Origin of the sequence: Zhenhengia yiwuensis (genome assembly GCF_014384995.1) — a bacterium.
In the GTDB taxonomy this organism is placed as follows: Bacteria; Bacillota; Clostridia; order Lachnospirales; family Cellulosilyticaceae; genus Zhenhengia; species Zhenhengia yiwuensis.
Genome location: NZ_JACRSY010000053.1, coordinates 1 through 13,567, shown reverse-complemented (window position 1 = coordinate 13,567; position 13,567 = coordinate 1). Strand labels below are relative to the sequence as shown.

Annotated in this window: 17 protein-coding genes; 16 read left to right on the top strand and 1 reads right to left on the bottom strand. The window is 30.2% G+C overall.

Annotated features, from left to right (window positions below; all coding sequences use genetic code 11):
* The first annotated feature begins 298 nt into the window (after positions 1-298).
* The 5 genes from H8718_RS18420 to H8718_RS18400 all read left to right on the top strand — a co-directional run bounded on the left by H8718_RS18420 (position 299) and on the right by H8718_RS18400 (position 6,472).
* The gene (locus tag H8718_RS18420; protein ID WP_249334410.1) at positions 299-448 is read left to right on the top strand and encodes a hypothetical protein; all 150 of its coding nucleotides are present in this window, start codon (positions 299-301) and stop codon (positions 446-448) included.
* A 127-nt stretch (positions 449-575) separates the two neighbouring features.
* A complete protein-coding gene (locus tag H8718_RS18415; protein WP_249334408.1) occupies positions 576-1,559 on the top strand; it encodes a hypothetical protein in 984 nt (327 codons plus the stop codon).
* A gap of 149 nt (positions 1,560-1,708) precedes the next feature.
* On the top strand, positions 1,709-2,035 hold the full coding sequence (locus H8718_RS18410) for a hypothetical protein (RefSeq protein WP_249334407.1): 327 nt from the start codon (positions 1,709-1,711) through the stop codon (positions 2,033-2,035).
* 90 nt (positions 2,036-2,125) lie between these two features.
* Positions 2,126-2,962: a hypothetical protein gene (locus H8718_RS18405; protein WP_249334404.1), complete on the top strand. Its 837-nt coding sequence runs from the start codon at positions 2,126-2,128 to the stop codon at positions 2,960-2,962.
* Between the two features lie 180 nt (positions 2,963-3,142).
* On the top strand, positions 3,143-6,472 hold the full coding sequence (locus H8718_RS18400) for an RNA dependent RNA polymerase (protein WP_249334403.1): 3,330 nt from the start codon (positions 3,143-3,145) through the stop codon (positions 6,470-6,472).
* Between the two features lies 1 nt (position 6,473).
* Here H8718_RS18400 and H8718_RS18395 read toward each other — a convergent pair whose 3' ends face one another.
* Complete coding sequence (locus tag H8718_RS18395) at positions 6,474-6,701, bottom strand: hypothetical protein (protein ID WP_249334401.1); 228 nt, start codon at positions 6,699-6,701, stop codon at positions 6,474-6,476.
* Positions 6,702-6,948: 247 nt separating this feature from the next.
* On the opposite strand from H8718_RS18395, the gene H8718_RS18390 reads away from it, so the two are divergent.
* The 11 genes from H8718_RS18390 (at position 6,949) to H8718_RS18340 (ending at position 13,462) form a co-directional block, all read left to right on the top strand.
* Positions 6,949-7,704, top strand: a complete 756-nt coding sequence (locus tag H8718_RS18390; protein WP_249334399.1) for a hypothetical protein — start codon at positions 6,949-6,951, stop codon at positions 7,702-7,704.
* An 83-nt stretch (positions 7,705-7,787) separates the two neighbouring features.
* Positions 7,788-8,861, top strand: a complete 1,074-nt coding sequence (locus H8718_RS18385) for a DUF3102 domain-containing protein (protein ID WP_249334397.1) — start codon at positions 7,788-7,790, stop codon at positions 8,859-8,861.
* Between the two features lie 62 nt (positions 8,862-8,923).
* Positions 8,924-9,097 carry a hypothetical protein gene (locus H8718_RS18380; protein WP_249334396.1) on the top strand — a complete coding sequence of 58 codons (174 nt, stop codon included), beginning with the start codon at positions 8,924-8,926 and terminating at the stop codon, positions 9,095-9,097.
* Positions 9,098-9,125: 28 nt separating this feature from the next.
* Complete coding sequence (locus H8718_RS18375) at positions 9,126-10,610, top strand: DEAD/DEAH box helicase family protein (RefSeq protein ID WP_249334394.1); 1,485 nt, start codon at positions 9,126-9,128, stop codon at positions 10,608-10,610.
* 397 nt (positions 10,611-11,007) lie between these two features.
* A complete protein-coding gene (locus H8718_RS18370) occupies positions 11,008-11,217 on the top strand; it encodes a hypothetical protein (protein WP_249334392.1) in 210 nt (69 codons plus the stop codon).
* Positions 11,218-11,328: 111 nt separating this feature from the next.
* Complete coding sequence (locus tag H8718_RS18365) at positions 11,329-11,622, top strand: hypothetical protein (protein WP_330597782.1); 294 nt, start codon at positions 11,329-11,331, stop codon at positions 11,620-11,622.
* Between the two features lie 69 nt (positions 11,623-11,691).
* Positions 11,692-11,853, top strand: a complete 162-nt coding sequence (locus H8718_RS18360) for a hypothetical protein (protein ID WP_249334389.1) — start codon at positions 11,692-11,694, stop codon at positions 11,851-11,853.
* 54 nt (positions 11,854-11,907) lie between these two features.
* A complete protein-coding gene (locus H8718_RS18355; protein WP_249334387.1) occupies positions 11,908-12,087 on the top strand; it encodes a hypothetical protein in 180 nt (59 codons plus the stop codon).
* A 381-nt stretch (positions 12,088-12,468) separates the two neighbouring features.
* Positions 12,469-12,672 carry a hypothetical protein gene (locus tag H8718_RS18350; protein ID WP_249334385.1) on the top strand — a complete coding sequence of 68 codons (204 nt, stop codon included), beginning with the start codon at positions 12,469-12,471 and terminating at the stop codon, positions 12,670-12,672.
* Between the two features lie 52 nt (positions 12,673-12,724).
* Positions 12,725-13,270, top strand: coding sequence for a GIY-YIG nuclease family protein (locus tag H8718_RS18345; protein WP_249334383.1), 546 nt, complete (start codon positions 12,725-12,727; stop codon positions 13,268-13,270).
* 6 nt (positions 13,271-13,276) lie between these two features.
* The gene (locus H8718_RS18340; RefSeq protein WP_249334381.1) at positions 13,277-13,462 is read left to right on the top strand and encodes a hypothetical protein; all 186 of its coding nucleotides are present in this window, start codon (positions 13,277-13,279) and stop codon (positions 13,460-13,462) included.
* Positions 13,463-13,567 lie beyond the last annotated feature (105 nt).

Below are 13,567 nucleotides of genomic sequence, written 5' to 3'. Positions count from 1 at the left end.
TCATGGAACAATAGGGTATAAAACACCTATTGCTTACGAAAAAGAATACTACAAACAGAAGAAAGCTAGTTAACTAGAAAATCTCCGTTTGTAGTGTCTAATTTCTTGACATAGTATCAAAAATAAGCAACTTTATAGATACAGTAAGTTTTATGTTGAGTGTATATGCTATAGCTTTCTTAGTAGGTAGCATGAGTATGTATGCAGGTGACTTCATAGAAACTAAGGAATTCTTAATAAGATTAGCAATTTGCGTAGTTCTAATTATTTTATAGATAAATTTAGGAGGGGTACAGATATGAATTACAAAGAAGAAATCAAAGATATTATTGACGGAGCTAGAAATATTAAAGGATTTGAAGACAAAGAAGACGATGACTGTCTTCAAGCATACGAAGATGTAGAGTGGATGATGTTAAGGTTAAGTGGAGACGGCTGGGAAGATTAATCATTATATTCATAGAAAGTGTTTGATAATATAATAAAGAAAAATATAAACAATAAACAAATTTAATGTTGACTTTTATATTAAAAAAGTTTATTGTTTATATAGACAATAAATAGGAGGTGAGGGATTGAAAGAAAGAGAAGAGGAATTTTCAAAGAGAAGAAAAGCTTATATGAAATTATATGATGGCGAAAATAAAATGATTTTCTTTAATAAGTTGTATGATAGTGACTCACCAAGATTAACTTGTAGAATTATGCTTGCTTTAGTTCAAGTTCTTGGAGAATATGAGGAACAAGAACAGACTACTTTAGAATATATGACAAAAGAGCAAATACTATCTTTCTTTAAGAAGTGTAATTCTAGCAGTATACTATCATTAAAAGCATATTCTTCAATCATTACAACATATATGTCTTTTATTGAAAAAAATAATGACTATTTAAATACAATAACTTCAGAAGACTTAGAAACATGCCTAGATAAAGAAAAATTATTGAAAAGGAATATCACAGAAAAAGAATATATTGAAATATTGAGGTTAGTAGATAAAGATCCAACAATTAATTATCAAGATTTAGCTATGATTGTTTTACTGTGGAGAGGTGTAAAAGGTGCTGAATATGTTGATATAGCTGAGTTTAAAAAGAAGGATTTCAATTACGAAGAATGTAATATTACCTATAATGATAAGATAATTAAATTGCTGCCAATTGAAGCTGAAATATTGAGAAAATGTATAGAAGAAACTAGCTATAGACATTATGCAACAAAATCTAAAAAAGAGAATATAGTAGAACTTGTAAAGGAATCAAATAACTTATTTAAAGAAACTAATCATTTTAATGCTAAAAGTAAGTTAAGTTATATTAGTATTAAAACTAGATTATCTAACTTTATAAGGGTAAAGATAGAAGATATTTTACCTATGGATATTTACGCAAGTGGATTAGTTTATAATATATTAAAAGAAAATCAATTTAAACCAATGAGAGTTGTAGATTTAGATACCAAGATTAAACAAGCTAATCAAAAAATATCGTATAATAAATTAAAAACATTGCAAGATGAAATATTAAAGAAAGTTGAACAGGAAAATTTAGAGTCATAGTAAATTATGGCTCTAAATTATAATAAGATATATAAACAATAAACAAATTTAAAATATAAAAAGGATAACGCATGAGAGGGTATGTTCCTCCAATCCACAATATCAAAAATAAAATAGAGTGGTGAACTCACCGAAGGGAGAAATGAAAAATGAAAAACGTAAGAACAACCATGGACATTATTAGAGAAGGATATGGCGCTACAGGTAAAGAATTAGCTCAAGTACTTAGCGGGGAAAACAAAAAGACATTATATTCTGATGAAGAACTTAATCAAGAATTAATCAATGGACTTTCAGAGGATAAAATGTATTCTCATGAAGAAGTTTTAGAGCTAGGAATGATGTTAAGTAAAGAAGTTAGAAAGTATGTTATTGCTGGTGAAAAAAAGCTTTTGGAATTCTTAAAAGAAGAAGAACTTAATAAAATGGGACTTACAAGAAATTGGTATAATACAACTTCGACCTGGATTAGGTAACTATCTAGTACATAAAGTTATCCTCCAAAAGGATGACAACGGTGGGAACTACCTTAGTGCCAAATATAAAATAGAGAATGGAGATAGGGAATGAATAAAAGATATAAAGAATTAGAAAAGAAAGCTACAGATGCAAGACGTACATATGAGAAATTATTAAAAAAATATGAGAAAAGTGACAAGGAAAAAAATCAATTTGAAATTAGAGTAAGCAAGGCAGAAGAATCCTATGAAAGTATAAAAAAAGATAGGCTAAGCCGATATAGTGAAGAAGAGTGGAAGATGATTGAAACTATAACTATACAAGTTATTGAATTAGATAAGTTTGGTGTTGATTTTGTTGCTAATGCGTCACAGGAAACTGATAAAATAGAGAATAGATGTAATGAGCTAGATAATAATATCATCGAAATGAGTAAACAAATAAAAGGGCTAATATGTACCAGAGATGAAGAAGAAAAGAATTTTAAAGATTTATGGGAAGTTAATCAGAAGAGTGTTACAGAAGGTTATGTCCAAAATGTTATGAGAAAACATCGTCAACTAACAAATAAAATAAATCAAATACACGTAGCGGCTTCACGTGCAATGTATGAGAGAGAATTGTTAGTAAAGAAATTTAATAAATTGAAAAGTAAAGTTAATCGATATAAAGAGATAAATGATGTTAAAGAAGATTTAATAGAACAATTCTGTTCTTACAAAGCAGCAAGCAGGGAAGAAGTATATGATTACATAAGCAAGATGCAAGATATGTATAGATTAGAGCAAGATGCCTTAGATCAGCTACATATGCTAAATGGTTTATTGCAAGAACATATAAGCGGACTAAACCAATTGAAAGACAAACTAAATATTGCAAAAGACAAAATGGAAGAAGCTGAATATCAGTTAACAGAATACAAAAATTTAATAAATGCTGCTTAATGAAAAAGACCTTATCTAACGCCAATTAGAAAGGTCTTGGGGGTGTGTTGCTAGAACACATATGTATAAATTGAATAAGTAGATAGTAACATACCCTATTTTAAAGTGTCAATGTTTTATATACGTGGCTAATCGCCACTTTAGTGATGAAGTGATTATAACGAAGATAGGGGAGATTAGATGAAGAAGAAACAGAAATTAGTAAAGGTATTAAACTTTGGTGTAAAAGATTTAACAGATAGGAATGTAATTAAAATACTTAAAGAAGATAGGATCAAGTATGAAGTTACCATTGCAGAAAGTTTGTTCATTAGGGCATATGTTAAGTATTGTAAACAGGAACTTAAAGATAAAATGATGGTGGAACTTGTAAAGTTCAATATGCCTATTAAAAAAGATGTTAGAGATTACATAATAAATAATGGATTGATAATCAATAATATAAAATTCATTCCATACATAGCAACTCCAAGCCAGCAAAAATTCCAAAGTAAATCTGAGAAGTGTGAAATGTGGTTTATACCAGAAAGCAATAGAAAATTTATTACATTCTTTGAGGATTTAATAAGCTTAGGAAAGTTTAAGACAAAATTTAAAGATAGTGAAGAAGAATTTCCGATAGCTAAAATGATTACATCAAGAGTATCTTTAGCCATGAGTAATTCATTTAAACTAGATGACCTTAAACCTAGAATTATAGTAATTCCAGATGAGGTAAATAAGTATAAGCATACTGGAAACTATGAGTATGTTCAAACTAAAGAGAAAGAAATAGATGGAGAAATAGTTGCAATACCAGTAATGGAAAATGGCAAGCCTAAACTTGTAAGAGAAGATAATAAAATAGAAGAATATACCTCTCATGATGGTATGGGATTAATGACACTAGAGTTTGCTAATCGTATCAAAGAGGCCATGGGCTTAGAGTATGACGTGTATTGGGCTATTATTCGTGGTTATATGGGACTAGCTATTAAAGGTGCAGTAACATCTATGGACTTTGTAGGATATGCAGAGAAATACAATAACGGAAATACAAAAGTATTGGATGTATGGGGGAAAGAGCAGGATATAAGAAATTGTGATCTTCTTTTGACAGAGTCACAGGTTAAATGGTGGTCATTATTCGGCAGCATGGAAGAAGTAAATAAGTTATTAAATAGTCATCCTCAGAGGGATTTAATTGATTGCTTATATGTCACAAAGGTTAATAAAGACCCTAAAGAATTAACTAATAAGACTTTAACAAATTATCAATTAATTTCTAACTTATCTCTTGATTATGATAACCTAAAAAAATTAGCAAGTAAAACAGAGAATTTCTATAGAAAAGTGTGTTTTGCAAGTTCAATAGATACTTTAAAAGTATTTTTAAAGCATTTTGCAACTCATCAAGAGCAGGAGGAAGCTGAAGAAACAGAAAATACATATGAGAATACAATTAAACCGTCTACTAAAGCTGAAATGTTACTGACAATGAATGAAGACTTACATAATATTAAGACAGTTAGAAGTGCTGTTAAGAACCTAGTAGAGAAGAAGATAAAGGGGTTAGCAAGTGGTAAGTATTTGGTCGATGGTAGATATATGCTTATGCAACAGTGTCCTTTTACATTACTTAATAATGCATTAGATATTCAAGCAAGAGCAGGGGAATTGCAAGATAAGGAGTTCTTTATTAATGGATGGGAAGATAAGGACTTAGTATTACAGAGATGTCCACAAAACTCATTTGATGAAATGATTAAAATAACAACTACAACTAATGATTTATATAAAGAATTTCTATCTCATTTAGGTGCAGAAGTTATTATATTTAATGCTAAAGGAAATGACCTAGAGGTTATGTCTGGAGCTGATTTGGATGGGGATATCTGTATTGTAGTAGATGAGCCTATCATTTATGACAATGTTATTGAAACAGATTCACATTTCAAAGATAAATTAACAAAGAAACCAGTACCTCAAAAGTATACCAAAGAAAATAAGTTTAATAGTATACTAGACAACTCAGGTAATATGATTGGTGCGTTGGCTATTCAAGGATGTACACTGAGCAATACATCACTTAAAAAAGGGACTAAAGAAGCGATTAAAGAATCATTTTTAGAGAATAAAGCATGGAATTACTGGTTATTACAACTACAACGTATCTCTATTGATTGCCCTAAGACGGGTCAAAAAGTTCATGAGGAGCAATTAAAAGTATTAGAAAAGATTGAGGCACCTAGACCTTACTTTATGAAATATAATGATATGCTTAAAGAGGGGAAGGAATATAAGGCTAAACTATACGAAGGTAAATATGGCGATGTAAGTCATTCACCAATGGATAGATATGCAGAGCTAGTATGCAATAATCTACTCAAATATATCTGGGGTATTAAGGGGGTAGATAAAAAGACCAAAGAGGATTTTAAGATATTAAGCTTAAATGATAGTTGGGATACATTATTTAGTAGAGTTGATATTTACGCATACGAGATAGATGATGAAGAGAAACTGGAGGAATGTAAAGAGGAACTAAAAAAATTCATTACTTATAGAGACGAAAGAATTCAAGAAATAAAAACAGCAAAAGAAAAGGAATGTAAACCCTTCAAAGATAAGGAAAATGAATTGAAGGATAAGATATCTAAGCATTGGAAGAAAATTGATGATATCGAAGAGTTGTTAGAAGATGATGCATTGTTTGAACATATTCTTAATGAAATGGACAAAGAGAATATGAGATGGGAGAAATACGATGAAGAGAAGGAAATAAAAAAGCTTAAAAAAGAAAGAAAGACTTTAAAAGATAAATTAACACCAATCTACAAAAAGTATAATGATGAGTTCTTTATGCTAGATATTGAACTAACAGAAGGGGCATTAAAGATTGAAGAACAGTATCCTTCTTACTATATAGCACAGGCATTAAAAGATGGATATGAACAAGAGGTTATAGATGAGAATGGGGATGTTGAGATTAAACATAGAAATTACTCTGAAAAGTTTAGCTTATCATACTTCTTTAATACGATTAAAAAACATTTAGTAAGAGATGATGAATGCTATGCATTATTCCCAGTACCTAGACAAAATGATAAATTTGACTTTGAGTGTTTAGATCAAAAATACATTAAAGTAAAAGTTATGATGGAAGATGATGACTTGCAGGAGAGAAAGCTAATAGATTCTAAGTTAAAGGCAACTAGAAAAGGATTGATTGAAAAAGGAAAAACATATACGATAGATGTTCTTTTCTATAGTGGGATTGAACAAAACGAAAAGTTAGTAGGTGAGCTTAACATTAAAAGAAGAGGTGATATTGACCCAACTTGTGAAGCAGATTATGTTAATACGGCAGTCTTATGTGATGAAGAAGGAAATGAGATTGCTAGAGCTAAGTTTAACCCTCAACTAGCTACAAATCTATATTTATTAGATGTTGATAGGATCAAAATACTATCTAAAAAGAAAGTATGTCCTAAAAGTGTACAGGAGGTTGCTATAGAAGTTGTAGCATAGCTTATTTAAGATTTTGTTTAATCATTTTTATACGTAACTTGGTAATTGAGTTATTTATATCTACAAGTTGCTGAGATATATCTATAGACTTATTTAGTTGAAGTTCTTGAGCATCAAATAGGCTAGACATTTTGTCGTTTGTTTTATGCTCAAGCTCAGCTATAGTACATTTGATATCTTGTAATTCGGCATATATCTTATTCATTAATTCAAATAGTTTATCATCCATAGCAATACCTCCATAAGTTATAGATTTAGTATTGCCGATACATGAGAACTTTATAGCAAGAAAAATTCAAAATAAGTAGAGTAAAATAATAATTTTATAGTAAGTCTAAAGTACAATATATAGTTTGTTTGTTATGGATAAGTAGCATATATAGTATATGATAAAAGTTATATACGTGGCTAATCGCCACTTTAGGGGCGAATCAAGAAGAATAAATTTAATTGAAGATAAGAGGAGGAAGTTAGAAATGATGGAAAAATTAATTAAGGAAATGCAATCAAATGTAGAAAAAATGGTACGTGAATTTGAATTAAATTCAATCTGTAAAGTTGCAACAGGGGTAAGTCATTTAATTGATGGACATGACGAGAAAGAATTTTATGGGATTACAGTACGTCCGGCAGACTTATACGAAGTAATAGAGCATATTGAAACTATTATCTTAAAGGATGATGTAGATACAATCCAGTTAATTTTGGATTTATTTGACTATACAATCACGCCAAATATGTTACTAACAATGACAAATAGAGAAATCATGGATGAAATAGCTATGACACTAAGAGCATATGAATCGTCATTAATCAAATTTATCTATCATAGTAAGGGAGCATATGATAATCAAGAGCTAGTATTTGACTATGATAAACAAATTTACATTTATACAGCAGATGGTAGTGTACCAGTGGCAGCAAATGAAGATTTGCAATACTTAAATAATGTAAGATATGAACATAAAAATAAAGATAAGTCTACTGTTAGATGTAGATGGTACAGAGTTGGAGAAACTAAGCCTCTTCCTACAGAATATGTATCGGTTACAGAAATGGTAGATACTATCAGCTACAATGCACAATATGAAGAAGATTCAGATGTGCTTGATGAAATGCTAAATATCTTAACATTATTAGATAAATATAATGACTCATACAAGGTAAAATGGGATGGTGGGAAAAAGTTTGTTGTGATTGATCCATCAGGCGAAAAAACATATTTATCTTGATACATAGGTTGGGTGAGCCTATCGGAAATTAGATTCCGAAAATCACCCCTTAAATATAATAGGTAGAATGGAGATAAGGGTGTATGAATGAAGTTGTAGTAAATGGAACAGTTGCATTTGATTATTTAAGTACGCAAACTATTGAGCAATTAGAACAGGGAATATGGCACCATAAAGGAAAGATGGCGCAAAGTATTATTGAAATAGGGGCACGTCTCATCGTTGCGAAAGCAAAGCTCAATCACGGTGAGTGGGGTAAATGGCTAGAAGAGAAAATCGAAATATCACATAGAACAGCAAACAACTGGATGAAAGTTGCTACTGAGTTTGGAAATACAGATTCGCAAGCGATTTCTAATTTAGAAGGCACTAAGATTATCATGTTGTTAGATGTACCAGTTGAAATGAGAGATAACTTTATGGAACAAAATGACTTGAAGAACATGACAACTAGGGAAATGAAACAGGCTATTAAGGATTTGAAGAATATTGAAGTTGATAATGAAAGAGATTATAAAGTATACAATGTGAAAGTGTCGGATTTGAAAGATTTCCCAAACCATGAAAAATATTTTCCAAATTTAATAGGAAGACAATGGTTAAGTTTTTTGAATAGCATTGAAAGAAATGGTGTGTTAGATCCAATACATATAACAAGAGATAACGTGATTGTTGGAGGACATCAGCGTGTAAGAGCTTGTAGGGATTTAGGGATAGAAACTATACCAGCTACATATTTCTATTATGATAAAAATAAAAAACTTACATATGATGAGCAAGTGAAAACTGTAATGTGTATTGATAACTGTAGAAGAGGGCAATATGAATTATCAAATAACGCACGAATAATGTTTGGATTACAAGAAGGAGAAGCTAGAAATCCACAGGATATAATCAATGAGAACATTAATAAAATTCACATTACACAGGAAGAAAGATTGTTGATAATAGATATTTTAGAAATGGGTAAAAAATTAAGGACGGTAAGAGAAGAGATGGAATTAGAAGAGTTTAAGGTGTATTTAAAGCAAGAATTAGACACAACTTTACCTATAGCAGTTAAAATGATGCATGTAGCAGAAGAGTTTGGAAATACAGATTCGCAATCGCTTTCTGATTTAGAACTTGGAATGATAATGGAGGTATTGATGTTTTAGGGTATTACCTTTAAAATACCCACCATAATTTTTGGTAAACAATATGAAAGGGGAGTTTTATAATGAGTACAGTAAAAATTGTTAATCCAAAACAATGTGCATTTTATATTTCAGGAGGTATAAAACCACTTGATTTATTAGTGGATGAAAATACAGGTAGATTGATTTATCTATTTGATATGGCAGCCACTAAGAATTTATGGGAAGTTTGGAAAGTAAATAGACCAGTAAAATAAAAATATAGAGTTGAAGGGATTTGATAAAATGGGAAACTTAACAGTAACACAGAAAATAGGAGATGAATTTAAAACGTGGTCAGTAGGAGAGAACATTATTCTGGATATGGCCATGGGAAGAGGTAAAACATTTTTTATAGTGAATGTTCTAGGAGAGTATGCAGAGCAAGAAGGTAAGAAGATATTATACTTATGCAATAGAAGTGAATTAGCAAAAGAAGTCTTTACAGATATTAAAGAAACATGGGGTAGAAATATAACGGTAAAGACTTATCAATCAATACAAAGAGATATTCAAAAGGGTGTTGAAATTGAACACTTTGACTATGTTGTATGTGATGAAATACATTACTTATTTTCTGACGCATGGAATGACAAAACGGATATAATGTATAAATGGCTTAAAGATATTAAGTTTGCAATAAAATTATTTATGAGTGCTACTGGAAAAAGTATATTCCAATGCATAAAAAATTGGGGAGATTATACAGAATATATTATTGAACCAGATTATTCATATATTGAAAAGATAGTGTTTTATGACGATGACCAGTACATAGAAAGGGTTATTGAGCAGTTAGAAGAAGATGAAAAGGTGATATATTTTAGTAGAGAAATTGAAAATGCTTACCAACTACATAAAAAATATGCTAATTCTAGTTTTGTATGTAGTAGAGGAAATACAGAATATAAACAATACATTACAAAAGGTGCACTTAGGGATAATAAGTTGACCAATAAAATTACATTTACTACTTCAGTATGGGATAATGGTATAAATATAAAAGACGATAAGTTAAAACATATCATATGTAACTTTGAAGATTTAGTTATACTTATTCAATCAATAGGTAGAAAACGTGTAGGCAAGATCACAAAAGATGGATTTATATTAGATGATAATGACAAAGTTACGTTACATATTAAGCATTGGAGTAAGCAAAACTTAACCCAATTCATAAATCCTAAAAGAGCAACTATTAAAGAAGCTAAAAAATTTATGGATAGAGATGAAGAGTGGATAGCTGAGCAAATTGATAAACGTAAAAAGCATATTAATGAGTGCTTATATGTTGATTATGAAAAAGTTACCATTGAAATGAATCATGCTAGATTTGTAGGAATTGAAAAAGAAGTTAAATTGTTACAGTATGCAATAGATTACGGATTTGATAAATATGTACTAAAAGGGTTGGGAGATAGCTTTATTGGGAAAGTTGAATATATATCTATTAAAGAAGAAGAAAAGAAATCTGACTTAGGAAAATATTTAAGTACAATAATAGGAGAAAAGTTATACAAACAACAGCAAAAAGAGCTTGCAACTGTAGTGAATACTAGAAGAAATGGAAGATTATTAAAATCAGTAGAAGCTGTAATAGGTGGAATTAAGGATGAAAAATTAAACTATACAGTAATAGCTGGTACTGACTGGGATAGAACTCTTGAAGATGGTACAAAAAATCCAAATAGAGGTAAAGTATACTGGATGATTGTTGAAGTAGTTGGCTAGAAAATGGGTGTCCTCTATAGATATATATAGACCACAACCAAAAACTTGCCAATAACAAATCTCCCCTTGCTAGGGGAAGAGTGACCGAATGGGAACTCCTGGGGTAGATATTAGTAGACTTAAAGTAGTCATAACATTAAGTATGAGATTAATATATCCCCATCTACTTTAATTCATATATATTGTATTGAGTTTTAGTAAGTATACCAATATTAGCTGCTAATTATTAGAATCCTAGCGCGATTTCTTTGTCAATATAGATTGTTTTAACATACTTTGTCGAAGCTATTTACAGTTATTTCCAATATTATATAATAGAATTAAACATATATTATATGCATAAATGTATAATAATATACTAAAATTAATTGAAAATTATATTTAGGGGTGATATACTGTGGATAAGAATGTTACTAATGATAAAACCGCATCTCAAGAAAATATTAATAGTGCGGAGGAAATGCGTATGATAAAAAAGTTAAACATGGAGAAAATTAAAGAGAATTCAATCAATACAATGTCTTCTAAAGAATCTCTTAAAGATGTAACACCTATCGAGTGGAATAAAGAGGTACTAGATGGCAATCAGAAAGTGACTATAAAATAAATGTGTAAGACAGGCGACATAATTTTAGTCGATAAATACAAACATGGAGAGTCGGTTCTTAGTAAACATTCATTTGTGGTATTATCTGTTGATAATGGAGAAATACAGGGTGTGGAATACAATATGATGTGCAATGTAATGGGATCATTCCATAATGAACAGCATAAGGAGTTTAAGTTATCGTTTGAAGGGAATATGGAGGTATCTAATTCTGAAACAAATACAAACCCTGACAACGGTAAAGATGGCTACATAAAAGCAGATCAATTATATTATTTTAGAAAAGAAGATTTATCATATAAAGTTATAGGAAACGTGATTGAAGAAACATTAAATAAGCTAATTGATTATATTAATGAACTCGCAGAAAAGAACAAGTTGGTAAATATAATAGATAACATATAAGACACTTACTAAATGAAAGTAGGTGTCTTTTTATGTTTAATGGTAACACTAGATATGAGGTGATAAATTATGTTCTTTAGACGTAAAAAAGAAGAAGATCCTGAATTAGAAGCTGAATATCAAAAGGCATTGGTTGAATTTCAATGTCACATGGACTTACAAGATTTGATGAAAGAAAACAATTTGGAATGGCATGATATATTAAATATAGTAAAGGATAGTTTGAAGTAAGGCATCCAATAGGGTGTCTTTTTTGTAGTTAGAATCATAGTTAGAGGCGATAGGATGAATGACAAAGAAAGATACTGTACAGTAGAAGAATCAGTTAAAGAAAGTTTAAAAGAAGTTAAACTAATGAGAGAAGGTAAGATTCCAAAGTGTAATTGGAGAGATTCTTTGGTGAAATTAAAAGAAGAATTAGAGGAATTTGATACAGATGAATCATTAAAATTAAATAAAAAATAAGAGTAGTTAAGGATATATGTAACTTTAGTTGTATATATCTTTTTTTATTATGGTCGTGTCTAATCGCCACTCTTGGGGTGATGTACAAGCTTTTGTTATGTAGGCTTATGCCATAGTTCCTATATAACATATTGGAATTGTATGGGGCAAGGGTGGTTCGATTCCCCAACGAGTTTGGTTTAATCCCCATTCATTTTATCATCTAAGAGGATATCTAAACTATAGGTATCCTCGCTTTCAATATTGGTAGCTATTAGAGAGTAGATATTATTCAGCTCTAAAAAGTAAATCATCCTCTAAACGTTATAATAGGGAATAGCAAAATCTATTCTCTAATGGTTATCAAGAAGAATAAAGAAAAAATGCAAGGGAGGTGGTAATATGGAGGATAAATTTAAACTATTACGAGAAGGGTCACATATCCACAACAAATTGAATCAAAGGATAATTACAGGTGAAGAAGGAAAACAATTACTTGATAAGTGGTGGGATAAGGTGCAACAAGAAGAAGTTGATACAAATATGATTTTAAATCTTATGCTTATGTATAAGGTTATTACTGAGAAATTAAGAGATGTAGATTAAATCTATGTCTCTTTTTTATTGACTAGAAGAATATATAAAGGACGTGGTAGAGATGAAGAAAAATTTAATAGCGGAAGGGAATATTTATGTAAGTGGTGTCTATGGAATTTACACCAAATCTAAAAATGGTAGACGAGAATATTTGTATATTGGCAGTTCTAAAGAATGTAATGATGCAAGAAGCCGTCATCAATCTATTCTAAGAAGTGGAAAATACGCTAATGGCAAAAAGCAATTCTTACAAGAATGTTGGGATTCAAATGTAGAACTATATTTTAGTGTAATAGAAGAGGTTACAAACTATGAAGATCGTGTTGAAGCCGAACAATATTACATAGATAAGTATTCGGATTGCATTGTAAATGGTAAGGATAAAGCTCAGGTAAGAAATACACCAGTTACAGCAGAAGAACATAGACGTAGATCAGAAGCAAATCGAGGTGAAAATAATCCTAATAGTAGACTTACAAAGAAACAGGTATGGGAGATTAGATATCTGTATGACAATACCGATATGAAACAATATGAGATTGCGAAAATGTATAAAATATCAACTATGCATGTCAGTAACATTATTAATAATAGGAAATGGAGATGATAAACAATGGCATTTTGGGTTAAGAAAAATGTAGTAGAAGAGAATGAGACAACAGGAAATGGTGATTATGATGATGTATATCGTGCAAAAGAAGTAGTAGATGTAGCACTTGCTCTATATAAGATGGGAATAGAATCTACTGAAGAAGTATTTGAACATATTCAAGTAAGATACGATATGATGCTAGAATAAAAATTGGACACATAGAATGGAGATTTGAGTTATAATAGAAATAACTATAATGAACGAGGTGTCCTAAAACAATGGCTAAGAGATATGACAAAGAATTTAAACTTC